The organism is Actinomadura sp. NAK00032, assembly GCF_013364275.1.
Lineage (GTDB): Bacteria > Actinomycetota > Actinomycetes > Streptosporangiales > Streptosporangiaceae > Spirillospora.
On record NZ_CP054932.1, the window covers coordinates 7,685,127 to 7,707,954 of the forward strand.

General features: G+C 69.1%; 22 protein-coding genes. 2 read left to right on the forward strand and 20 right to left on the reverse strand.

The genetic code is table 11. The features are described 5' to 3' along the window. Nucleotides 1–236 precede the first annotated feature (236 nt). The 4 genes from HUT06_RS35150 to HUT06_RS35165 all read right to left on the reverse strand — a co-directional run bounded on the left by HUT06_RS35150 (nucleotide 237) and on the right by HUT06_RS35165 (nucleotide 4,501). Entirely contained in the window at nucleotides 237–1,427 is a 1,191-nt protein-coding gene (locus HUT06_RS35150; RefSeq protein ID WP_176199652.1) for a helix-turn-helix domain-containing protein, read from the reverse strand. Nucleotides 1,428–2,780: 1,353 nt separating this feature from the next. Further along, nucleotides 2,781–3,089 carry a DUF397 domain-containing protein gene (locus HUT06_RS35155; protein WP_176199653.1) on the reverse strand — a complete coding sequence of 103 codons (309 nt, stop codon included), beginning with the start codon at nucleotides 3,087–3,089 and terminating at the stop codon, nucleotides 2,781–2,783. A 165-nt stretch (nucleotides 3,090–3,254) separates the two neighbouring features. After that, nucleotides 3,255–3,608 (reverse strand): DUF397 domain-containing protein, encoded by a 354-nt coding sequence (locus HUT06_RS35160; protein WP_176199654.1) that lies wholly within the window; start codon nucleotides 3,606–3,608, stop codon nucleotides 3,255–3,257. 29 nt (nucleotides 3,609–3,637) lie between these two features. Continuing rightward, nucleotides 3,638–4,501: a helix-turn-helix transcriptional regulator gene (locus tag HUT06_RS35165; protein ID WP_302931861.1), complete on the reverse strand. Its 864-nt coding sequence runs from the start codon at nucleotides 4,499–4,501 to the stop codon at nucleotides 3,638–3,640. Nucleotides 4,502–4,693: 192 nt separating this feature from the next. Between HUT06_RS35165 and HUT06_RS35170 the strand changes: the two genes are divergently transcribed. Further along, a complete protein-coding gene (locus HUT06_RS35170) occupies nucleotides 4,694–4,975 on the forward strand; it encodes a hypothetical protein (protein WP_176199656.1) in 282 nt (93 codons plus the stop codon). Continuing rightward, nucleotides 4,972–5,490, forward strand: a complete 519-nt coding sequence (locus HUT06_RS35175; RefSeq protein WP_176199657.1) for an ATP-binding protein — start codon at nucleotides 4,972–4,974, stop codon at nucleotides 5,488–5,490. Before HUT06_RS35170 ends, HUT06_RS35175 begins: the two co-directional genes overlap by 4 nt. Before the next feature lie 13 nt (nucleotides 5,491–5,503). On the opposite strand, the gene HUT06_RS35180 is transcribed toward HUT06_RS35175, so the two are convergent. The 16 genes from HUT06_RS35180 to HUT06_RS35255 all read right to left on the reverse strand — a co-directional run bounded on the left by HUT06_RS35180 (nucleotide 5,504) and on the right by HUT06_RS35255 (nucleotide 22,828). Next, nucleotides 5,504–6,889 carry a hypothetical protein gene (locus HUT06_RS35180; RefSeq protein WP_176199658.1) on the reverse strand — a complete coding sequence of 462 codons (1,386 nt, stop codon included), beginning with the start codon at nucleotides 6,887–6,889 and terminating at the stop codon, nucleotides 5,504–5,506. A 64-nt stretch (nucleotides 6,890–6,953) separates the two neighbouring features. Next, complete coding sequence (locus HUT06_RS35185) at nucleotides 6,954–7,694, reverse strand: hypothetical protein (RefSeq protein WP_176199659.1); 741 nt, start codon at nucleotides 7,692–7,694, stop codon at nucleotides 6,954–6,956. A gap of 243 nt (nucleotides 7,695–7,937) precedes the next feature. Then, a complete protein-coding gene (locus HUT06_RS35190) occupies nucleotides 7,938–8,558 on the reverse strand; it encodes a hypothetical protein (protein WP_176199660.1) in 621 nt (206 codons plus the stop codon). A gap of 62 nt (nucleotides 8,559–8,620) precedes the next feature. After that, the gene (locus tag HUT06_RS35195; RefSeq protein WP_176199661.1) at nucleotides 8,621–9,940 is read right to left on the reverse strand and encodes a hypothetical protein; all 1,320 of its coding nucleotides are present in this window, start codon (nucleotides 9,938–9,940) and stop codon (nucleotides 8,621–8,623) included. 724 nt (nucleotides 9,941–10,664) lie between these two features. Beyond that, nucleotides 10,665–11,579, reverse strand: a complete 915-nt coding sequence (locus HUT06_RS35200) for a polyprenyl synthetase family protein (RefSeq protein ID WP_254715550.1) — start codon at nucleotides 11,577–11,579, stop codon at nucleotides 10,665–10,667. 118 nt (nucleotides 11,580–11,697) lie between these two features. Continuing rightward, entirely contained in the window at nucleotides 11,698–13,248 is a 1,551-nt protein-coding gene (locus tag HUT06_RS35205) for a hypothetical protein (RefSeq protein WP_176199663.1), read from the reverse strand. Next, nucleotides 13,245–13,622: a hypothetical protein gene (locus tag HUT06_RS35210; protein ID WP_176199664.1), complete on the reverse strand. Its 378-nt coding sequence runs from the start codon at nucleotides 13,620–13,622 to the stop codon at nucleotides 13,245–13,247. Before HUT06_RS35210 ends, HUT06_RS35205 begins: the two co-directional genes overlap by 4 nt. A 338-nt stretch (nucleotides 13,623–13,960) precedes the next feature. Continuing rightward, complete coding sequence (locus tag HUT06_RS35215) at nucleotides 13,961–14,773, reverse strand: hypothetical protein (RefSeq protein WP_176199665.1); 813 nt, start codon at nucleotides 14,771–14,773, stop codon at nucleotides 13,961–13,963. Between the two features lie 296 nt (nucleotides 14,774–15,069). Then, nucleotides 15,070–15,714 carry a hypothetical protein gene (locus HUT06_RS35220; protein WP_176199666.1) on the reverse strand — a complete coding sequence of 215 codons (645 nt, stop codon included), beginning with the start codon at nucleotides 15,712–15,714 and terminating at the stop codon, nucleotides 15,070–15,072. A gap of 181 nt (nucleotides 15,715–15,895) precedes the next feature. Then, nucleotides 15,896–18,004 (reverse strand): hypothetical protein, encoded by a 2,109-nt coding sequence (locus HUT06_RS35225; protein WP_176199667.1) that lies wholly within the window; start codon nucleotides 18,002–18,004, stop codon nucleotides 15,896–15,898. A gap of 86 nt (nucleotides 18,005–18,090) precedes the next feature. Beyond that, the gene (locus tag HUT06_RS35230) at nucleotides 18,091–18,768 is read right to left on the reverse strand and encodes a hypothetical protein (RefSeq protein WP_176199668.1); all 678 of its coding nucleotides are present in this window, start codon (nucleotides 18,766–18,768) and stop codon (nucleotides 18,091–18,093) included. Between the two features lie 344 nt (nucleotides 18,769–19,112). Continuing rightward, nucleotides 19,113–19,664 (reverse strand): hypothetical protein, encoded by a 552-nt coding sequence (locus tag HUT06_RS35235; protein ID WP_176199669.1) that lies wholly within the window; start codon nucleotides 19,662–19,664, stop codon nucleotides 19,113–19,115. A gap of 18 nt (nucleotides 19,665–19,682) precedes the next feature. Next, nucleotides 19,683–20,405 carry a hypothetical protein gene (locus HUT06_RS35240; protein WP_217711586.1) on the reverse strand — a complete coding sequence of 241 codons (723 nt, stop codon included), beginning with the start codon at nucleotides 20,403–20,405 and terminating at the stop codon, nucleotides 19,683–19,685. A gap of 19 nt (nucleotides 20,406–20,424) precedes the next feature. Further along, the gene (locus tag HUT06_RS35245; RefSeq protein ID WP_176199670.1) at nucleotides 20,425–21,024 is read right to left on the reverse strand and encodes a hypothetical protein; all 600 of its coding nucleotides are present in this window, start codon (nucleotides 21,022–21,024) and stop codon (nucleotides 20,425–20,427) included. Continuing rightward, the gene (locus tag HUT06_RS35250; protein ID WP_176199671.1) at nucleotides 21,021–21,581 is read right to left on the reverse strand and encodes a hypothetical protein; all 561 of its coding nucleotides are present in this window, start codon (nucleotides 21,579–21,581) and stop codon (nucleotides 21,021–21,023) included. Before HUT06_RS35250 ends, HUT06_RS35245 begins: the two co-directional genes overlap by 4 nt. After that, on the reverse strand, nucleotides 21,578–22,828 hold the full coding sequence (locus HUT06_RS35255; protein WP_176199672.1) for an MCE family protein: 1,251 nt from the start codon (nucleotides 22,826–22,828) through the stop codon (nucleotides 21,578–21,580). Before HUT06_RS35255 ends, HUT06_RS35250 begins: the two co-directional genes overlap by 4 nt.

Here is a 22,828-nt window from a genome sequence, read left to right on the forward strand (position 1 = left end):
GACGTCGCGGACCGGGGCATGGCGCCGGGCGGGGGCACCCGGCCGTCCGGACGGTCGACCGTATGGCGTAACACCGAGGGCGCGCCGAGCGGGGGACCCCTGCACACCCCCCGCAATCAGTGAGCTGAAGCACATTGAACTTAGATCAAATAGGGCGCGTCAAGGTAAATGAAACGTAAAATCAGCAGTGTGTGGCCTCATGGCCACATTCAGCGTCCAATTGGGACGCGCTCATTTCACGGGGCGCCCCGCTCCCGTAGCCGGTGGGCGCGCAGCACCGCGTCGAGCACGAAACGCGCCGCCGGATCGGTGAGCTGCCGGTCGAATGTCGCACTGATCTGGCGCATCCGGTAGCGGACGGTCTGCGGGTGCAGCCGGAGCCGGCGGGCCGCCTCCACCGCGTTCCCCTGTGCCTCCAGCCATGCCCCGAGGGTTTCGGTCATGCGCATACGCCGCGTCCGCGGCAGATGGGACAGTGCGGCCAATTCACGCCGGGCGAGCTGGTCGAGCAGCGGACCGTCCGACAGCAGCCACAGCTCCAGCAGATGACGTTCGCACAACGTCGGCCCGCCGTCCTCCAGCAGCCCCGCGTCCACGAGGGCGAGGGCCCGCCGCGCCCACCGCAGCGAGTCGGCGGCCTCCCCCAGCGGGACGGTGAGGCCCACCGCGAACCGGCGTTCGGGCAGCGCGCGGCCCAGCATCGCCCCGCGCTCGGGCCCGTATCCGCCGGGGATCAGCAGGTGGGGTTCGGCGTCCGCGAGGTTCACCAGCACGTCGGCGTCCATCGCCTCCCGGAAGCAGCGCGCCCCGGCCGGCAGCGCGACCATCGCCACGGTGTCGGGGACGTCCCACCCGGACGCGGCGGCGGCCCCGGCGAGCGCGCCGGTCGCCGCTCCCGGCCCGAGCACCATCCGCAGCAGCCGATGGTCGCCGGGCGGCTCATCAGCGGACGAGCGAACCTCCAGATAGCCCTCGACCGACAGGGAGGCCAGCTCGTCGATGTAGGCGAAGAGGGCCTCGGCCAGCCGGGACATGACCTCGGCGGGCAGCCGCCGCTCCCGCGCGACGGCCGCGACCCGCCGCCACGCGACCTGAACGCCGACCCGGTAGGCGGCCTGGAGCGAGTCGAGGGTGCGCCCCTGGTAGGCCACGCCGCGGCCGAGTTCCCGGCACAGTTCGTCGCGGCGCTCGTGGGCGCCGCTGCCACCGGAGACCTGGTCGAGAAAGGCGGTCATGGCCTGCTCGACGGTGACCCGGAAACCGGCCGGAGTCGTCGGCCCGTCCTGCCGCGAGTACTCCGGGACCGACCGCCGGATCTCCTCGATGATCTCCCCGGCGAGCGTGGGCAGCTCGGCGCTCAGAATCGCGATGACCTGCGGCGGCAGCGCCCCAGGACGACCCCCTCCCCCAGCGAGGGTCTTCGTCATCCGCTCTCCCCTTCACGAGGTCAAAGGAATTGCCCCAAATAAAAGGTAACCCACCCCGCACCCGCCGCACACCATTAAAGAAAGATCTTCAGACCCCGAATGCCGGGAACACTCACCCGGCAACAAAAACGACCCTATTCATTGATCACCCGGAGACAATCCGAAGCGCACCCGCACGGCCCCGGCGCCCCCGCGACCCCATCCGGGCGGACGACCCCGCCCCCACCCCAGTGGGATCTTTAGGCACAATTCCGTCATTACGCCACGTAACGGCTACCGGCGCGTGACATGATCAAGAACCGGGTCCACGCAGACCTGCCGATCATGAAGGCCGCGCCGGACAGCCGTCCGCGTGCTGGAATGGCGAACGGCCGCGAGCCCCGCCACACCTGACACCGCCACGGCCGCTCGATCGAGCCGCACCCCGGCCCCGTCCACCGCGCCGAGCCCGCACCCGCACCCAACCACGCCGCCATCACCGCGACCGCCCACACTCCGGACGACCGGTTGCTCTCCAAGCCCGCCCCCAAGCCCGCACCCCGACACCGACGACGGCCCGGAGGTTCGGTCGCTGCACTGGAAGGCCGCGATCAACCCCGCGCCACCGACGACACCCCTAGCCTCCCCTGGACGGCAGAGGCGAACAGCTGGCTCAACTTGCCCTTCGAACACGTCCAGGCCCGGCACGCCGACTACACCCAGCTCACCAGACCTGGCCGCCCGCACGCTCCCCCACGTGCTGGAACGCAAGCGGGTCAAGCACCGCTGGGAGTAGATGGGCGACATATCCGCACTGGCCAGCAACACACTGCTCCACACCGACCCGCCCCCCGCCAACGCCCCGCTCGGCGCGACGACAACACCACCCACGTAGCGAACTGGACGTTCACCGGCCGGGACGCCGCATTCCTCGAAATGGCGGCGCTCATCCCCTGACTCCTGAAAGCCGGCCCCACCCCAACAGAAGCGGAACACTGACCCTCGCAGTCCCCCGCCTGGACGTCCACCGCCCCCACCCACCATCAACCTGTTCGCCCGCGCCTTCGCCGCCAAATGGCAAGCCAACCGAGCCGCGGACAACAAGCCACGCCCCAAGAACAAACACCCACGTCCCGGAGGCGCACATCCCCCACACCGCATCGTTGACTTGCGGCGTGTTGCCCTTAAACGGCCGCCCATAAGGACAACACGCCGCAAGTCAACGAACCACCGGCCCCGTCGGCGGGCGTGCGGCAGCGCGCTGGGGGCGGGGAGAGGCGTCGGCCCACCTCGTGATCATGTCCGGGACGGTGCTTGCGAGCGGCGGCAGCGGCCAAGGCGAATCTGCCGAGAGGGCGTGACGCGCGGCGCACGTCAGGACAGGTCAAGGCGCCCGCTCTTGACGATGTCGAGGAAGGCGGCCCAAGCGCCGGCCCCGAACCCCAACACGGGCCCGTCCGGATCCTTGGAGTCCCGCGCCAGCACCACCGCCGCCTCCGCCGCAACCTCCACACAGTTGCCGCCATTGCCTGTGCTGCGGCTACTCTTCAGCCACGCCCCGACCTCGACACATTCACCCTCTTGTGCGCTGTAGCTGCTTGTGCGCCAGCGGGCCACTTCGAGGCAGTTGCCCTCATCAGTGCTGCGGCTGCTTTTGCGCCAGACGATGTTGCTGTTGTCCATAGCGCCTCCCCACCTGGTTCTACGGCACAGTGTGCGGCTGAGTCGCGGTACCCATGTGGGGAGGTAGAGCTGTCCTGGACGCCGTAATGACGTCCAGGACAGTGCTCAGGCGTGACTGTAGCGGCCAGCGGCTACTGCCTGGATTGGACGGGACGCGGGATGGCGTCAAGCAAGGTCGAGGCGCCCGCTCTTCACGGTGTTGAGGAACGCAGCCCAGGCGTCGGCACCAAAGCCGAGTACCGGCCCGTCCGGATCCTTGGAGTCCCGCGCCAGCACTACCGCCCGCTCTGAGGCCACCTCAACACAGTTACCTTGCTGAGTGCTGTGACTGCTCGCCTTCCACGGGCTAACTCGTACGGAGCCCCCTCCACTGCCGGTATCCACTGGGTGTACACCGACTTCAACACAGTGCCCTTGGTCAGTGCTGCGCGTGCTCTTGCACCAGGCCCCAACCTCCACACAGTTGCCCTGCTCGCCACTGCGACTACTCTTGCGCCACCGCACATCTGAGTACCTCATGGTGACCCCAGACTCCTGTCTAGCGTTTCCTAAGAGACTTCGTTCGCCACCTTAGCGATCAGCTGAAGAGACTCGTCTGGCCCTACTGCGCGGGACCGCAGGTGGTCGAAGAGGTTGATGTACTCCTCAACCTCCGATGGATCTTCCAGGTAGATACTTCCCAGTCGATATTGGACATATGCGACATCAGGATCGGCGGGTTCCGGGAACCGCAAGACGTGGCAAGAGCCTTCCATGGCGGGGTGTGCACCCGCCGAGAAAGGGAGGATCACGATGTTGATGTGGTCGAGCTTCGCCAACTCGCAGAGTCGCTGAAGCTGATCACGCATCGTCTCCCGGCCACCGACCTGCCGTCGGATCACTGCTTCGTTGAGGACAGCCCAGACTTTGGGAGCGTCCTTGCCGATGAGGCGTTCTTGTCTTTTCAGTCGCAGATCAACTCGACGGTTTACCTCTTCGTCGGGCAACGTTCGGAGCCCGGCGTTGAGCAGTGCCCTGATGTAGTCATCAGTTTGGAACAGCCCCGGTACGTGCTCAGACTCGTATGTGAGGATCTCCGACGCTTCCTCTTCGAGGCCGACGTAGACCTCGAACCAGTCGGGTATCGAACCGGAGTACTGGTGCCACCAGCCGCGTTGGCGGCTCTGACGGGCGAGGGTGATGAGAACCTCGGTGCGTTCGTCGTCCAGGCTGTAGAACTTGCAGAGCGCCATGATGTCGGCGACCTTCGGCGCGTGGACGGCGGCCTCGATGCGGCTGACCGTGGCGGGGGCGATGTCCGCGAACCTGGCCGCCTCTTCGCGGGTCTTTCCCGACTCTCTGCGCAGTCTCCGCATTTCAGACGCGAGGCGCCGCCTGCGGACCGTGGGACTCGTCCGACTTGCCACGTTCATACCTCCACTTCGTATATGCCCATCGAGCGGACCATGATTCTTTGAGCGAGTTCACTTCTATGGGTTTACAAACTCAGGCCGTCCGCTTCATGCTCTGACCGTAGCGAAAATTACGCACGGTGTATGGACGATCACACAAGAAAGTCGGGTGAATCGTGGTCGTTCGCGTGCCTGGAGAAGGGGCGTCCGACGATGTCAGCGGATCAGCGGCCGCACGCGGTGCGGTTCGGCCTCCTGGCTGATCTCTGTCTCAAGCTGGGAGAACGTCAGCAGTGCACCTCCATGCTCGTCCACCCGTCGCGGGGTGAGGCGGTGCTGTGGGTGCCGGAGCGGGCCTGGCCGCGCAAGTGGCTCGGGGTCGCGGCGGTCGACCACCGGGGACGATGGCTCTACGCCTTCGGCGACCAGTGGAGCATCACCGGGGACGTGGCCGAGGCCGCGGCCCGGGTCGCGTGGGCGGTGCGGGCCCGATGAAGCACTTGGGGACGTGCGTCATCCCGTCCGCGCGAAAGAACGTGGCCAACGGACGGCGGTGGCTGCTCGGGCGGCTCGAACCGCTGCTCGGCGCGACGCACAGCGCCTGCGATGACAGCATCCTGCTGCTGTCGGAGACGCTGACGAACGCGATCGTCCACGGGACGGGCCACCTCGTGGAGGTGGACGCCTACGTGGACACGGCCAACATCCGGATCGAGGTCACGGATGAGGGCGGCAACACCGTCCCGCATCACCGGGACGATCCGCACGGCGAGCACGGGCGCGGCCTGCCCATCCTGTCGATGCTCGCCAAGTCGTGGGGGTTCGAGCAGCTCGACGACGGTCGGCTGCGTGTGTGGTTCGAGGTGCCGCATACGGCACGTCCCGAGAACCGCGAGGACGGCCGCGCCAAGGCGTTCGAGGGCGCTCCGACTCCGCCGCGTCCGCGAGACGGCACGCACGACGGGACGTCGCTCAAGGCGAACACCTCCGCGCATACCGGCGATCGCTGACGGCGAAGGCGCGTCAGTCTTCGGTGGGACGTGGTCGCCAGCGGTCGAGGGCGACGACGGCGAGGCCCGCCAGAAGCAAGAGGACGGTGTAGAGCCAGAGGTGGCCGGGTTCGCGGAACAGCTCCGCGTTCGGTCCCCGGCGGCCGGTTCCCTGCCAGTCGCCGAGCAGGCCGCAGGCACCGATGACGGTCGCGAACATCAACGGGCCCAGGACGGCCGGGGAAAGGCCGTCCTGGGTCAGCCAGACACCGAGCGAAGCGATCGCGACAGTGACAGTGGCGGAGAGCAGGGCGAGCATGAGGACCGTGATGCCGTCCGGACGGAAAAGCATGGTCACGGCGAGGACGGCGGCACACGAGGCGCATCCGGTGAGGGCGGCCCAGTGGCGCCAGGACGGGAACGCGGCGGCGGCGCCCACCACGACGCCGAAGGCCACCATGAACCACATTCCGACGTAGCTCGGATACCGCCCCTGGATCAGCGCGCTCGCCGGACCGGAGATCCCGATGACGACGGCCGAGGCGACGACGGTACCGGCCGCCGCGCGAAGTCCCGCCAGCGCAGCGGCCACGAGGCCCGCTCCCAGCAGCAGCCAGCACGCGGCGACGCCGAAGCCGCCCTTGATCGTCTCCATGCCGGCGGCCGGGATGAAAGCGATGACCGCCGCTGAGCCCGCGATCGCCGTTCGGACGCCCATCGCGGGCTCGGCGTCGTCGGACGGTGCGGCCAGCTCGGACCGTTTGTCGTAGCGGTAGTACAGGCCCAGCGCCAAGAGCGCGCCGCCGATCGCGGTGGCCAGGAACGCCAGATGAAGCAGGATTTGGATGGCCTCGGCGAAGTCGAGCGGGTAGCCGCCGGGCCGTAGGATCGCGATGTGCGCGATCCACACGTCAGTGGACGCGCCGAAGACCTGCGCGCCGACTCCCGCCCCGATCAGGATCGCGCCCGCGCCGGGCGCCCCGATGTGGACGAGCCGGAGCCCGGCGGCCAGCGTCCCTAACAACACCAGCTGCGCTCCGGCCGTGACCGAGCCGTAGTAGAACCAGGCCGCGCCGGTGTGCATCTCGTTCCGGGCCACGACGTACACGAACTCGGTGGGGAGCGTTAGCACCACCCCCGCGACCAGCAGCCACGGCCAGCTCCGGCGCAGCGACCACCACATCGCCGCGAACCCGGCGACCGTCACCACCGCGACCACGGCGGCCTGCTCGGCCGACACCACACCCGGGTTGATGCGCAGGACGTCCGCGAACCCGGCCGCCCGACCGACGTCACCCCTGGGGCGTGCGGAATTGGCGACCGCCCCGAGCGTCCCGACCGCGCACAGGAGCACGGCCCCGATGACCCACGGGCGGCTGGTCTCGAACGGGATCCGGTCCCTCAAGGCTGCGGTTGCCATGCCACTCCTACGGGTTCCTCATCGTCCGCTGGGCGAGGCTGAGTTGTCGACTCCGGCGGCATCGTCACTGGCGGTCGTCGTCGTTCCTGTAGTCGTCCTGTTCAGAGAGCCGTTTGAGGTTCTTGCCCATCTCCCAGGCCGCGGCCGCGACGCCCGCGATGCCAGGATCTCGGCGCGTGGGCCGCTCCGCGATGGGCGTATCGGGCGAGTAGCGCACGACCGCCTCGGCCAGGCTTTCCCCGTCCAGCCGCCAGCCCTGGATCCTTTGCGATGCCAGCGACGGCTCGGCGCCCATGCGGCGCATCCAGGGACCGAAGACGGCCTCCTTGAACTGCTCCTCCGCGACGGTCGGCGGAGACAGTTCCGGCGGCCTGGGCAAACAGCTCATCCGGGCGGTGACGCCGGCGGCGTTGAGCTCGACCCCCACATAGCGATGGCGTGTTCTCTGCCTGCCGCTACGCACGATCCGGTCGAAGGTCACGACGCAGTCGATCCATGACCACGGAATCAGCTCCGGCTCAGCGTCTTCGGCGGTGTAGCCGAAGTAGACGCTGCGCGCGTCCACCGCGAACGAAACCTCCCCGCGACGCACCGACCTCGCCACGAAAAAGCCGACTATCGCGGTCATCCCGCCGAACCCGGTGAGTGCGATGCTGGCCCCGAGCCCGGGATTCCGGATGGCCTGGTAGAGCACGAACGCGTCCACGGCGCCGAGGATGACCACGATCGGCAGATTGCTGCGCCAGGTCTGCCGAGCGATGTACGCACCCTCAGGGAGTTCGTCGGGGATGTCATCGGGACTCATGAGCAGCACTCCCCGGGCCGGCCGCGTCGGTCGCAGCAGCATCGAGAACCGGCGGCCACGGCCGACTCCGCCGCGTCTCGGACGATGTCCGTGTCCGCACTCCCCCCTCGACACCATCCCGCTCCCTCCACGTCCGGTCAAGGTGCGACGATAACGGGCGCCGATATTCCGGCACCGGCAGCCGGACCGAGCCTGCCGGTGCCCGAATGCCGCTCGTCCAGCACGTGAAAGGACGGGGCACTTCTACGGGTTCGTAATTGTCGGAACGGGCCAGACGGAGTATTGGCTGTAGAGCATTATCGGGTCACCCACGTTGAGCAACCCGCCGCAGCCCAGACCGACGGATGTGATGACCAGGTTGGTGTCAGAGAAGACGAGCTGCCCCGTCGGGTTCTCATAGGTGGCCTGGATCTCCCCCTTGGCGGTTCCGGGCCCGCCGGCCGCCACCTCGCACCCGACGGAGTCGGCGCTCGCCACCACGCTGATGCCGGCGGCGTCGTCGCTGGTCAGCGTGCCCGTTGTCGTCCCGGTCTGCGCATCATAGGAGGTGGCGTTCATCTTCCACGGCAGACCGCGTGGGTGGATCTCGACCGGCACCCCGGACCCGTTGCAGTTGCCGAGGTTCCCGTACGTGATCATGATGAGGCCGTTTCCGCTGAGTCCCGTTCCGTCGCGAAAGCGCACGATCATGTCGGAACTGCCACAGCTCACACTCGCGCCGGTCGTCATATCCTGGGCCGCGAAGCTGCCATAGGCGTTGGTACGCCCGCCGTCGGTTACGGTCCAGGTGGACTCGTCGGCCGATGCGGCGACCGCACCGAACTGGAATACCGCGAGTACGGCGGAGGCGAAGAGCAGAAGCACTCGGTTCGAGAGAGTACGCATGACAACTCCTATGCGGTGGCTGAATGATGCGGTCGATGCTGTCAGCGGGACTTTTCACCTCCGTCCGTCCGAGTGAGGGTGGTGACGAACTCCCGGAGCATCCGTGCCGCGCGGGGATCGGGCACCGCCTCCGCGGCGGTGAGGGCGCGCTGCTCCGCCGCCTCGCTCTCCGCGGTCGCCGCTTTGATCGCGCGGAGTCGTAGTCCGGTGTCTCGGTTCAGCAGGTCGGCCGTGATCTCCTGGTCGGCGGCGAGGTGGTCCGTGATCGCTGAGATGCGGCCTTCGAGCATGGCCGCCAGGGTTGAGTCGAGCCGTCCGGTCCGGCCGCTGAGTGCCAGCACGTCCTCGGTGTGCAGGAACGCGTGCCCGCATTGCCGCCCGTAATCACGCAAAGCGTCCACCACCGGTGGCGCGGCCCCGCCGAGTTGGCCGCCGATCCGGGCGGGAAACTCCAGCAGGGCGGCGAACAGCGCGGTCGCCGGTACGTTCGCCGGGCCGGGAGGTCCGGTGACGCGTTCGAGGCGCAGCGCCGTCAGGTCGGAGAGCCAGTCGGCGAACGACCACGAGATCTCCGGGGCGTACGTGGCGACGAGCCGTGCGGCCTGGGCGAGCAGGAAGTCCCCGGCGAGGATCACCGAGGTGGTCCCCCAGTCGACCGCCCGGCCGCCGTCCCGCCGGGCGGGCGCGGAAGGCCCGAGGAAGGCCAGCGCGCCGAGCGTGGCGAGTTCGATCGCCGCGCCGACGGTCGCCCACGCGACGTCGGGCGGGCGGCCTCCCGCCCCGAGCGCGGCGAAGAACGGGACGGCCGGGCGGAGCCGCTGGTGGGACGCCGTCTCCGCCGTGACGACCAGCCGGGCGAGGAACGGCCAGTCGCGGCGCACCGCGCTCACCGCGACCTCGTCGCAGGCGACCAGGAACGGTTTCAGCGATGCCGCCTCCGCGTCCGGCAGCAGCATCCGCTCGGCCGCCGTCAGCCCGGCGAGGCCGTCGGGGAAGAGCACTGCTCGGCGCGCCTTCGCGAAGAACGGGCGGTCGCTGTCGGCGGTGGACGCGAGGACCCGCCACGTCAGGTGGTAGCGCCGGGCCGCGTGCCGCGCCGTCTCGAAGTAGCCGACGTAGGAGGCGGCGAGGCGCCGCCGGTAGTCCTTCCCGGCGCGCTCGGGGTCGTGGAGATTGGCGGTGATGCAGCGCGCGGCGGCCACTCCGCTCTCGACCGCGTATCCGAGGCCCTCGCCGGTGAACGGGTTGACCAGCCCGGCCGCGTCGCCCACCCGGAGGCGCCCGTCGACGACCGCGTTGTCCGGGGTGAATCCGCTGTGAGCGGACCGGAGACGGTCGAGCCGCACGGCGTCCCGCCCCATAGCGCGGAGTCTGCACCGGAGAGTTCTCGCCACGCCCGGTCGAGGAACTCTCCCGCGTCCTCGGGACGGATCTCGCCCAGCCGTGCGGCACCGACCGTGCACGTCCCGGCATCACCGGCGGCACTCGGCAGGGCCCAGATGTACGTCGGATGCTCGCGCGGGTCGATGGTCGAGGGCGCGGCGAGCATGGTGACGGCCTTCGACCGCAGCGACACGCCTGAGTACCGCCGGACGGCGGCGACACCGGTCGCGTCGCCGGTGACGCCGTGTGCGATGACGACGTGCCGAGCGGTGACGTCCCGCGGGGCGCCGTCGTCCGGCTGGACGACCGCCCGGTGCCGCCCATCATCTGTGCGGTCGATCCGCAGGACCCGCCCGCGCACGTGCGTGGCGCCCGCGTTCACTACCGCTTCGATGAGGCCCGTGCGAAGCCTTTCCGCGGTGCTGACCGCACTGCCCATCGCCGGGAACGGGCGTGGCCTGCCCTCCCCGCACTGGAGCACGACTCCGCCGATCTCTTCGAGGGCGATGAGGTCGAGCGCGCCGATGGAGGACAGGCCCGCGATGGCGGGGCCACTCAGCAGGACGTCGTACTCCGGCTCGTCGGCGGCACGGTTCGGGCCGACGAGGAGCGTGCCGACGCCCCTGCGTCGCAGCGCGATCGCCGTGACGGCTCCCGCCACGCCCGCCCCGACGACCAGCACGTCCACCGCGCTCATGCCGCTCACGACTCGGCCCACCGGGGGAGCCGGACGACGTCCGCCAACCGGTCTCTGGCGTTCCCGGCGGGCAGTTCCGTGAGGGCGTCCATGGTCTGCCGGTGAAGGTCGCGGGCGGTCTCCTTCGCGGCGGCGAGCCCGCCGAGGTCGATGACCAGCGCGCGGATCCGCGCCAGCTCGGCGGTATCGAGTTCGGGGCGGAGCAGCAGGCGGGCGAGGTCGCCGGTCTCGTCCTGCGGGAGAGCGAGGACGATCGGGGCGCCGAACAACCCGAGCAGGTGGTCGTTGCCGGTCGGCTTCCCGGCGGCGCCGGCGGCCGGGTCGAAGTCGAGGCAGTCGTCCAGGATCTGGAACGCCGCGCCGTGGGCGGTGCCGATCCGCGCCAGACGTCCGGCGTGTTTCGCGGGCACGCCCGCTTCGGCGGCCCCGAGCAGGCAGGTCAGCCGGAACAGGTCGCCGGTCTTGCGCTGGACGAGTTCGAGGTAGTCGGCGAGCGACAGTTCGACGTCGAAGGCCCGCTCGACGTCGAGCATCTCGCCCGCGGCGAGCGCCGCCGCGGTGTCGGCCACGGCCCGGCTGACGCCGTCGCCGAGGACGGCGGCCTCGGTGCCCGCGAGCGCGAAGCAGGCCAGCCCGGCGAGCGAGGCCGGCTCCGCGCCGATCACCGTGTGGGCGGCCGGGGCACCGCGCCGCGTCGCGGCCCGGTCGATCACGTCGTCGTGCAGGAGCGACGCCATGTGCAGCAGCTCGACGACCGCGCCCAGCCGGACGAGCCGGTTCGGGTCGGGGTCGCCGAATGCGGCGCAGGCGGCCAGCAGAGTCGACCGGAGGCGTTTGCCGGGCCGCCGGACGAGTCCCAGGGCCGACGGGCGGACGGCGGGCGGAAGACTCCGCGCGAGTTCCGTCAGCCGACCGGCCACCCGTTCCGGATAGCCGGTACGACCGGCGGAGTGCGGCCGGAGGAGCGCGCCGGCCTCATGCCCGGCGGCCGGCACGCCCCTCTCTCCTGGCTTGCCGAGAGATGCCACGGCGTTCCGCTCAGTCGAGCGGGATCTGCGGATGCAGTTCCATGGTGGGCACGGCCGCGATCGTGTCGTAGACCTTCTTGGCGACGGCCTGATCGTTCATGTAGGCGATCATCTGGGTGCGGTTCATCCCGAGGGTCTGGGACAGCACCTCGTCGTTCAGCACCCAGGCGGCATCGGCCTCCTCGGGAGTCATCAGCGTCTGCGTCAGGCCGTCGACGATGAACGTCGTGTCGTCCAACTGGGCCTGCGTGACCGTCGCCGTCGACGTCGGGTCGGCGATGACCTCGGCGACGAAGTCGCGGCTGCGCTGGTGGAACTCCTGCGCGTAGTAGAGCTCGTCCTCGGTCGCGGTCTTGTCGGCGACCCGATTCTTCACGACCTCGGCGTTGAGGTAGGTCGCCTGGATCAGCAGGTTCCCGGTGACGCTCTGGGCGAAGAACTCGTCCCTGGCCTGGTCCGCGAGGTCGTTCTCACTGACGAGGTCGAGGTCGTAGTAGGTGCCGACTTCGGTGAGGAAGGGGCAGGGCGAGTCCGGGACCTCGACGAACGTCTTCCCGTCGCCGCCCTCGCAAGCCACAGAGCCCGAGTCCCCGGCGAGGCAGAACCTCGGCGCGTAGATCAGGTTCCGATACTCGACGACGCCGAGCGGGCTCCGGGTGTCGACACGCACCGTGTTCCCGATGCTCATCACGGTGGAGGACGAGTAGGCGGTGGTACGGCCGACCTTTTCCAGGTGCATGCCGACCTGCGGGGCCTTGGTCGCGGCCGAACTGGACGTAGCGCCGAGCAGTTTGACGTTCAACCCGGTCAAGACGGTGTCCATGACCGTCATGTAGCAGCCGCCGGTCTGGTTTCCGGCGACGATGAGGCCGACCGCCGGGTGGCTCGGTCCGATCGGCGTCATCAGGTCGCGGGCGACCAGATCGGTCGCTCCGACGCCACCGGCGAGTTGAGCGAGGGCGGCGTCGGTGTCGGTGCCGGTCACCGGGTCGATCGGGATCAGGCGTTTCAGCGTCGCGATCGCGTTCCGGTTGGAGGTGTCGGCGAAGCCGGGCTGGATGATCGCCTCGCCCGGCTGGCCCGCGTTCATCCGTCCGATCACGTGGTTGCAGGTCAGCAGGCCGTTGGTGTTGTCGGTGAGGTCGACGACGGTCGCGCCGTAGGTGCCGGTGCCGTCACCCGCGACCTGGTTGGAGATGCTGCATCCCTGCCGGGGCGGCCGCATCTCCTCGCTGATCGGCCCAGCCACCAGCGTCGGCGCGACGGGACTCTGGGCGACGCCGACCGACGGCGCGGGACCGGACTCGACCACGTCGATGCCCCATCGGACGCCATCGATCTCGACGTTCTCGGGAAGCAGCCGCCGCAGTGAGACGAGCGCCGCCGGGCGCTTCTTCTCTACGAGGACCATGACGACCGGTTCGTCGGTGCGCTTGCCGCCGCGTACCCGGAAGCTGATCCCGACTCCGACGATGTTGGGGTCGCCGCTCCGCAGGTAACGCTCGATGATCTCGTCCCGGCCGCGTTCGAGGGCCGCCTGGGTGTCCGGCCTGAACTTCATCGCCGGGCCTCCAGGTGCGGGATCGGGTGAGCGGGCCTGCCCCGCCGGCTGAGGTGGCGCAGCCCGCCGATCCACAGCGAAGCGGGGTAGTCGCTGTTCGGGTCGAAATGCCGGGAGATGGTCGCGATGGCGAGCGCGGCGAGCATGCGCGCGCCGTCGGCGTGCTCCGGATCGTCGGCGAGACGTCCCAGGGCGGCGAGCAGCCGTGCCCGCCCCCGCTGGGCCGCGCTGCGTCCGGCCAGCGCGTCAGCCGCCGCGGCGACCCGCTCGGCCCGGCGGGGGTCCAGCCGTGCGAGGGCCGCGTCCAGCCGAGCCGCCGTCGCGCGGGCCTCAGCGGTTCCCGCCTCTCCGAAACTCGGAAATCTGACCGGCACGTTCGCCCCGGCCCTGGCCACCCGAAGCACAACGGCCCGCTGCCGAGCAGTCAGTCCTGCCTGCGGGCTCGTGGTCGGGCTCGCAGCAGCGGCCGGGGCGAGCGCTCCGCCGAGCACCACGCCGGCGCCCGCGGCGCCGATCGCCCTTCGCCGGGAGAGGACCGGATATCGCGCCGTTTCCTGTTCTGACACGTCGGCCGTTTCCTTCCTGCGGGGTGTCAGGTGATGGGAGGCCGCGAATTCGAGGGGCGTACCCGACCGGGTGGTCGGCTTCCCGTCGCGTGAAGGACCCGTGCCCGCGGGGTCCCCGCGGGCACGGACCGGTCAGGCGCTCCGGGTCAGAGCTGGTCGTAGAGCTTCTGGACGATGTACTCGTTCTGGATCACGGTGCTCGTCCCGGCCGCCGCCGGGAACCCGCCGACCTGGTTGATCAGCCAGTCGGCGACGCCGCCGCCGAACACGCACCCCTTGGCACCGGGCACCGCGAAGGCGTTGTCGACGTGCTTGGCCTGCAGCACCTCGGGCGGCGGGTCCTGCCGCGCGATCGACGCCGCCTCACCGCTGATCGGGGTGTTGGGCGCCGGCGGGTTCGTGGTCCCGGTGGTGAAGCTCAGCTTGATCGGGTTGCTGTCGGTCCCGACCGTGCAGTGGGATCCGAGGAACGGGTTGATGAGCCGGACCTTCAGCCCGACGTTGATCCTGAAGTCCAGGCTCGGCGGCGTCTCGAAGGTGCCGGCGTACTCCGGCCTGGCGTACACGGCCGTCAGGAGCGGGTCACCGAACAGCCCGCCCTGGACGAGCATCTTCTCCGCGCGGAGCTTCCCGAAGACCGTCGTGAACTTGAAGGTCGAGGGGTTGAAGGCGCTCGCGTACGTGATCTGCATCGGCTTCTCGATCGCCTGATCGAAATTGCCGATCTGGAACTTCCCGCTGGTGATGACGGCCACGATGCACCGCGACAGGTGCGGGTCCGACCCCTCCGGGAGGGGCGGGCAGTCGGCGAAGTCGAAGCTTGCCGGGATCGGGTCCGGGTTGGCGGCGGGCGCCGCCTCGGCCGAGGCGCCCAGGCCGAAGACGAGCGTCGCCGCGGCAGCGGCGGCGGTGGGAAGCGCAAGCCGGGCCTTGCGCCTGCGGAAACGGGTGGACTTCACCGGTCGGTCCTTTCTTCGTGCCGGCAGAAACGGAATCGCAGCGCCGGACGATCTGGCTTGACCGCCACTGACGCGGAACCGTGAGACGGACTTCACTACGGGAAGATCCTTGATTCCTAACCGGAGAATAGGACCAGGACATTGACTGTTCAATACGCCCGAGCGCGCTAATGTGAACAATTTTTTGACCTTGTTAGCGGCTGCCAGAAGCGGCACCTTACAGATGCCTTATATTGTCACCCGCCGCAGTCCGGCGAGCGACCTTCTTCCACCGGCGGCCACTCTTCCCGATCCGGCTAAGGGCTGGTAATGATCTGACTCGGCGACACGCTCAGTTGCGTCGTGACCACCACCTGGTCGCCGATCGCGATGAAGCCGCCCGGGCAGGCGAAATTCACAAAGGTCACACCCATGTTCCCGCCACCGAGGGCCAGCACGCTCCCGTTGTTGGTGAACGTGGCATCAGCCTTTCCGAGGTCGCCGGCAGGATCGGCGATATCGGCCTGGCATCTGTTCGTCCCCACCAGGTTGAGCTGGAAGCCGAACAGGTCGCCGCTCGTCTTGCCCGTAGCGGGGTCATAGGAGGCGGCGGTCATGTCCAGTTGGACTTCGCTGGTCATGGTGACCGTGTACTGGACGCCATCCGGCCCGGAGCAGCCGTCGAAGGAGACGCTGTCGAACTCGACGAGCTGGCTCCCCGAGAGCCCGGAACCGGTCTTCGCCGCACCGGTGAACGTCGCACTGCCGCAGTCGATGTTCCATCCCCTGGTCACGTTGCTGATCCGCAACGGAGCGGTCGCCGTCAGGGCACCGCCGGGCGTGACGGTCCACGTGTCCGCGGGCGCCGCCGCCGCCTGAACCGCGGCGGCACCGACGGTGCCCGCCGCGACGACCACCGCGAGGACGGACCGCCACGCTCGAACCGACTTCAGACCTTTCACGTCAACGCCTTTCATACGGGAGCCGGGACGCCTCCGCACTCACCGCGGGCCTGGAGCGGCCCGCGGTGAGGCGGCCGAGCCGCACCTGCGCTGGGGTGGTGCAGGCAAGTGCGGCCGGTCCCTGAATTCTCGGCGCGGAATCTTCGGCCCGGCGGAGCCCGGGTCGGAGAAGCGCGGCCGGCTAGGGGTGGGTGATCTTCTGCCCCGGCGGGAAGACGAAGTCGCCTTCCTGGCCGCTGAACACCGTCCCGTAATCGAACCCTGGGAATCTGCAGGTCGACTTGGGTGAAGGAATCAGGCTGGTCAAGCCTGCCAGGGACAGGGTATGGGTCGCGTTGTCGTAGATCCCGCTGATCGTGCCGGGGCCCTCCACAGTGGGGCCGAAGAATCGCTCGGTCAGGCCACCACTGATCCGCAGCGAGCAGTTCGCGTCGTCGACACGGCCGTTGAGCACCACACCGTTCACGGTCAGCGCCACCTGGCCGCCACCTTTATCGGTTGCGACATTCAGCCACAGGGAACCTTCCTGGGTGACCTTGATCGGGTGGACGATCCCGTTGTAGTCCGTCACGGTGCAGCCTTCAGCGGACAGGCTGCCCTTGGCCAGCCTGTAGCGCGACTGCCAGTGCCGAGCTTCCATATCGAAGCGCATGGCCATCGACTTGCAGCGGAACTCGTTGCGCCGCGTGCCGATCTTTCGCTCAAGGACGAACGGCTTCCCGGGCTTCGTGGTCGCGACGATCTCTCCACCCGGGTTGACGGTCCAGGTCTCAGGAGGGGGAGCCACGCCGTCCACGCAGTTTTGTCCGGTGACGGGGTTGCACCACAACCCCGCTTCAGCATTCACATAGTTACCCGAACCTGAAACGCTCGCAGTCAGGAGGGGACTGAGGTCCTCGGTCACTCCGCAGCCGGAGAAGGCTGGGATCTTCAGATCCTGCACGATGAGCGTCTGACCGAAATCGTAGGAGGCCACGCCCGTCCGGTGATTACCCAGAAAAGCGTCACCGGTGAACAGGGTCGGGCTGGTCATGCATTTGTCGCCGAGATCGATCGGCAGTCCGTTGACTTCCACCTCGCCCGCCTTGATGCGAACGTACGATCTGGCCCGCAACTCCGAATCCTTGAGGACATTGGCGGCATACCGCTGGTTATTCAAAGCACGAATTCGCAGGTTACCGGTGATCGGGCCGTCTTTCCCGGAGGCACCGATCTGAATGGTCTCCGCGACCGCACGCGTCGGCATGAACCCGAAACCGAGAACGGTGCCAGGGGTCGGGTATGAGCGATTGATAAAGTAACCCCACAGTTCCCTGTAGTTAGGCCCGAAGACGCTGGCGGGCTTGTAATCGGTGGTCGGCGCCCGTATCAGATTCTCGACGGCCACCGGGACAGCGTTGCCCGCTTTCTTGATGTTCACGAACCCCACCGCTTTGACGCATTGCGGTATCCCCTCGCCATCGACACCACGCAGACCATCGGGACGTTCCGGGTTGTCAAAGATCTCATGCAGCGCGGCATCATTATTGATGCCGTACCGAGGGTCCTCTCCCGGGGCGGGGAGCACTTCGCACAGATTCTCCTCCGGCGCTGCGGCGGCCTGCGTGGATGGCGCGGTCAAAGCACTGCGCGTCGGAGAACGGGTCTCTGATCCGACCCGTACCGTACCCAGCACCGTCTCCTTCTCCGCCGCGCATCGCAGCGCCAGCCCCGCCGCGCCGGCGCCCGTCGCCACGTCCTCCGGTACCAGCGACAGATCCAGGCCATGAGTGGTCCATGAGAGCCCGCCCGGCGCCTGGGGGACCACCGGCGGCGCCACCCCGCTACCGGTCAGGTGAACGTTCCCGCCGTCGCGCGCCGAAGTGGCCGCCAGGGCGAAGGCGGGCCATCCGCCGCGCCCGTCACCACCGGGCTGCCGAAGGGCGACCTGCATCTCTGCGACGCCCCCGATCGCCGGGGAAGGCGCGTCGGTGGAGGGCGCCCCCGTCACCGGCGGTGCCGGTGCCCCGCCGGGCGCGGTCGCCAGCACGCCCTTCACCAGCTCGGCGGGGACGGTTACATCGACCTTGATGGTGCCCAGTTGAACCGGCTGGCCGACGGTCGCGGTCGACGGAACGTTCGAGTCGACCCGAAGTCGCACCTCGTGCGTTCCGGACTTCCCAGAGCATGTGAGCCGGACGTCCGCGCCGATGTCCGCCATGGCCGGCGGGACGGCCGTCAACGCGCCGCCGCCCACGGCGACGATCGCGACCGCCGCGATCCGCGCGACGGTTCTGGACATCCGCTGCATTTCACATCCTTGATCGACAGGGGCGGAGCCGCACCCGGGCGGGAGGCCCGGGTGCGGCTTCGGTTCAGGACGGTGCCGTCACCTCGTCAGGGGGTGTACGAGATGGTCTGGCCCGGGGACAGGTTGTAGGTGCCCATGAGGGCGGCCGTGTCGCCCACGTTGATCAGAGTGTCGGGGCAGGTCGCCTCGGTCACGCTGGTCACGACGAGGTTGTTGGCGCCCGACACGGTGAGCGTGCTGGGGTCGCCGGGGTTCGTGGGATTCGTGTGCTCGCCGGAGATGTACGCGCCCGAGCCGTCGGCCGCGGTGATCTCCGCCGTGCAGTTGATGTTGCTCTCGAGCTTGACCTTGACGCCCGTCAGCTTGCCGGTCGTCTTTCCGGTGAGCGCGTCGTAGCCGCCCGGGTCGGCGTCGAAGGACCACGGCAGGCCCATCGCGGTCACCTTGACGACGATCCCCGTCGGGCCGTCGCACCAGTTGTTGGGGTTGCCGGGCGTCGAGAAGTTCACACTGCTCAGCGAGGCGATGCCGATCCCGTCGGCGTCGCTGGTCGCCACGGTGCCGGTGGCCGTCGAGTTCGTGCAGACCAGGGGCGACCCGGTGTTCAGGTCGACGGCCTGGATCGCGCCGGCGTTGGTCCCGGTGACGGCGCCACCGGGAGAAGCCGTCCAGCCGCCGGCCGCGGAGGCGGGCATGGCGGTGAGGGCAAGAGTGGTGGCCGCGACCGCGCCGGCGGTCAGAGCCTTCTGAGTGAGCTTTCGCATGTCAGTCCTGTTTCCCTTCGCGGGGGGTGCTTCGTTCTCAATTGATAGGGACACTGACCGCGTTATGCAGAAGCAACTCCTTCAGGGTCGATGGGAGCAGAACCCTTGGAACCGAACCCGCCGGCTCCAGCACACGACCACCCAGCCCTGCCGTTCTCTTATCAGAAGATACCTACCGGTAACGGGCATTTCAAGAGATTGTGAAGACTTCTCTCAATCATTCCAGTGGCCACCCTTGTGATTGTCACCACTTTAGTATTCGATCAGCTTCGATTGTCATCGCCTTAGGCGTTTCACCAGCGAGCGGTGCCGTTCGGGGCGACGGTCAGATGCCTCGCGAGGGATCAGTTACCGAGGGTATCAATGGCGGCGATCTTCCATTTGCCGTCGGCGTACAGGGCGTCGACGGCGAAGACGGCCGCGGAGTAGCTCGTCTTGTTCGTGTCAGTGCGGGTGTTGCGCTGGTCGGCGAAGACCAGCAGGCGGGCCCGGTCGCCGGTCAGCGACTTCACCGCCGAGTCGGTGACCGACGTGGTGAGTACCTGCTTCTGCTGCGGTGCCTGCTTGCGCACCAGGGCGAATAGCTGGTTGTACTGCTGAACGGCCTTTCCGGTGAGCAGTTCCTGCGCCGCCTTCTCCGTCTTGGCCGTGTCGGCGTAGTTGTAGGAGAACACCGTGTTGACCACCGTGGTCACCTGGCCTTTGACCTCGGCGGTCCGTCCATTGTCACTGAGCGCGTCGTTCTGTGCGGATGCCGCGCCCGTCAGGTCGCGTTCCTGGGTGTTAGACCAGGCGGCGACTCCACCGAGCGCTATTGTCAGCGCGCCGAGGAGGACGACCAGGCGGGTGCGCGCGGTGCCGGGGACGAACCGGCCGACCGAAGTGATCGCTGCCATTCGCTTTCTCCTTCCCGCTCAGGGCGTTCCGGTCGGGGCCTGGCCGAGCGCCGACAGTTTCCAGCCGTCCGAGGTCCGGGTGAGCTGGCCGGCCATGCGCCGGGTGTTGTCGACCGGCTTGCCGTCGGCGCCGGTGATGGTGATGCGGACGGCGGCGATCACGGCCGCCTTGCCCGCGCGGGTGTCGAGTTCGGTCAGCCCGGATTCGAGGATCTTCGCGGTGCTGGTCGTCTTCGCCTTCCGCACCTCGGTCTTCAACCGCTCCCGGCCCTGAACGATCTGGTCGTAGAGCTGCGCCGTCGCCGAGTCCTGCCACACCTTGAGGCCCGCGTCCACCTGGCGGTAGTCGAGGGTGTTGAGGTTGACGATCTCCTGCCCGGCGACGGCGAGCACCCGGTCCCGTTCGGCGGCGTAGGCCAGCGAGTCGTCGCCGGACACCGAGTGGTACGACCAGCCGAACCAGGCGGCGGCGGCCGCCGCGACCAGCGTCACCAGAGACGCGATCCGGATGAGCGGGTCCTTGGAGAGCCTGCGCCGGGGCTTCACGTCCGCGTCCTTCTCCGGCGGCTCGGCTTCCGGCGTCTCGTCGGTCTTCTTCCCGGCCGGCTCAGCGGTCTCTCCGCTCTCATCCGCGACCGGTTCCTGCTCGGCGGGCTCGCCGCCGACGTCGAGGTCCTCGGGCTCCTCGGCCTGAACCTCGGGCTCCTCAGCCGCCGTTTCGGCGGTCTTCGTCTTGGACACCTGAATCCACCCCTTTCCTTCAGGCGGCCCGGAGGTCGCTGATGCGCCAGCCGTGGTCGTCGCGGGCCGTGACGATGAGCTGGGCGGCGACCGGTGGACCGGTCGCCTTCCCGGCCCGGGTGGTCCGCTGGTCGAGCAGCACCAGCAGGACCGCCGTCCCGTCACGGCTGAGTTTGATAAGCCCGGCCTTCGTCACCTTCGTGGTGAGGGCCAGCTTCATGACCGGTGCGTTCTGCTTCACCAGGCCGAACAGCTTGCGGTAGTCGCCGACGGCGCGGCCGGTGAGGACGTCGTTCGCGGCGCGCTCGGTGGCCGCCGGGTCGGTGTAGGTGTAGGTGAAGATCCGCGCGACCTTCGCCGAGACGTCGGCGACAACGGCACCCGTACGGGTCTTGTCGACGAGTGCGCGGTTGGCGGCCGGTGACCGCTCGCTTCTCCTGTCGGCCCAGCCGTCGATGGCGAAGGCGGACAGGCACAGCGCCACGGCGAGGGCCACCGGCCACCCCAGCCCGGCGGCCCGCTTGAGTCGGGAGACAAGCGGGCGCCGGGCGGTCTTCTTCTTGCGCTTCTTCCGCGGGGCCGGCTCGCGGCGCGCGGGGCGCTCCTCGGTGATGCTCATGGCCCGCTCCCCCCGGGTGCCAGCGGTTTCAGGGAGCTGATCTTCCAGATGCCGCCGACGCGCTGCATCCCGACCTCGTAGCGCTTGCGCTGCTCGGTCCCCTGCGCGGCGTCACCGGCGGGCTCGGTGAAGATCCGCACCGAGGCGAGGACGGTGGCCTCGCCCGCCGACCGGTCGAGCGCGGTGACGGCGAGTGCGGTGACCCGGCCGTGCGAGGGGGTCTTCTGCTTCGCGAACTTCGCGCGCGCGTTGGGCATGTCGCGTTTCAGGGCGTCGGCGAACGGGCCGGTGGCGACGTCCATCCAGTGCGTCATGTCCAGGTCGGCCACCTTGGGGTCGATGCTGTTGACCAGCGCGAGGTCGCGGACGGCGGTCCGCGTCACGTCGTCGCGCGCGGAGGCGAGGTCGTGGTCGGCGCCCCGGCCCGACTGGATCAGCGACCAGAACGACAGGCCGAGGAGGACGGTGGCGGCGGCCACGAGGACGTAGCCGGCCGGGCGGATCCACCGGATCAGGTGGGCGAATCCGCGCGGCACCGCCGCCGCCTCCTCCGTCATCGCGTGCCTCCGAGCCCGAGGAGCGCGGCGAGGTCGCCGGACGTCGGCGGCCGCGCTCCGGCGGACAGCCCCAGCGAGTCGATCAGGCCGGTCGACCGCGTACCGCTCAGCGTGCCCGGCTTGACCGGTGCCGGGACGCCCTTGTGCGGCGCGTTGGCGGAGCCGCGCACGTTGATGCCGGTGCTCGGGCTCTCCGCGCAGTGCGCGCCGGTGTTGAACGGGGGCGCGGGCGACAAGTCCTCCCCTTCGCGGTAGCGGGTCTTGCCGTAGCCGCGCGTACAGGGCTGCGGGTTGAAGAACGTGTTGACCAGGCCCATGCGGAGCAGACCGTCGTCGACGATGCTGGGACCGATCCCCGCCACCTTCGGGAGGTTGTCGAGCATCTCCTCGATCGCGGCCTGGCGCGGCGCGCCGATGCGCGCGGTCGTGAGCAGGTTCGCCAGCAGGACGCTGAGGCTCGGGTCCAGGTCGCGGAGCAGGGCCGACACCTGACTCGCCGCGCCGGGCCCCGCCGCGATGACCTCGCGCAGGTCGGTGTCGGAGTCGCGGAACTGGCGCGCGAGCAGCCGGGAGTCGGACGCGAACGACTTGAACGCCCCCGACATCTCGTTCTGCGTCCGCAGCACCACCTGACCGTTGTGGATCAGCGCGCGGGTGTCGGGGAACGCCGCGTCGGACGCCGAGACGAACCGGGCGCTGGTGTCGAGGAGCTGCTGGAGGTGCGGACCCTGCCCGGCGAAGGCCAGCCCCAGCTCGTCGATGAGCGTCTTGGTGTCGTTCAGCGGCAGCGAGGCGGCGAGGTCGTTGACGCTCTTGAGCGTCTCGTTCACCGGCGCCGGGACGGTGGTGACGCTCCGCGGAATGGTGGCGCCCTGCGCGAGGTAGGGCCCGGCGTCGGCGCGGGGCCGCAGGTCGACGTACTGCTCGCCGACGGCGGAGCGGTTCGCCACGACGGCCTCAAGGCTGCGCGGGATGTCGGGTGAGGAGTTGTCGATGTGGAGTTCGGCGACGACGCCGTCCGAGGTGAGGTCGAGCTTGCCGACCTTGCCGACGGTGACGCCCCGGTACGACACCGCCGACCCCTCGAAGAGGCCGCCGGTGCTGGGCAGGTCGAGCCGGACGGTGTAGTAGCCGCGCAGCCCGACGTAGCGTCCTACGTCGGCGTAGTTGACACCGATGTAGGCGATGACCAGTACCGCGAGGACGGCGAACACGGCGATCTTGATACGGGTGACCGCGGTCAGCAT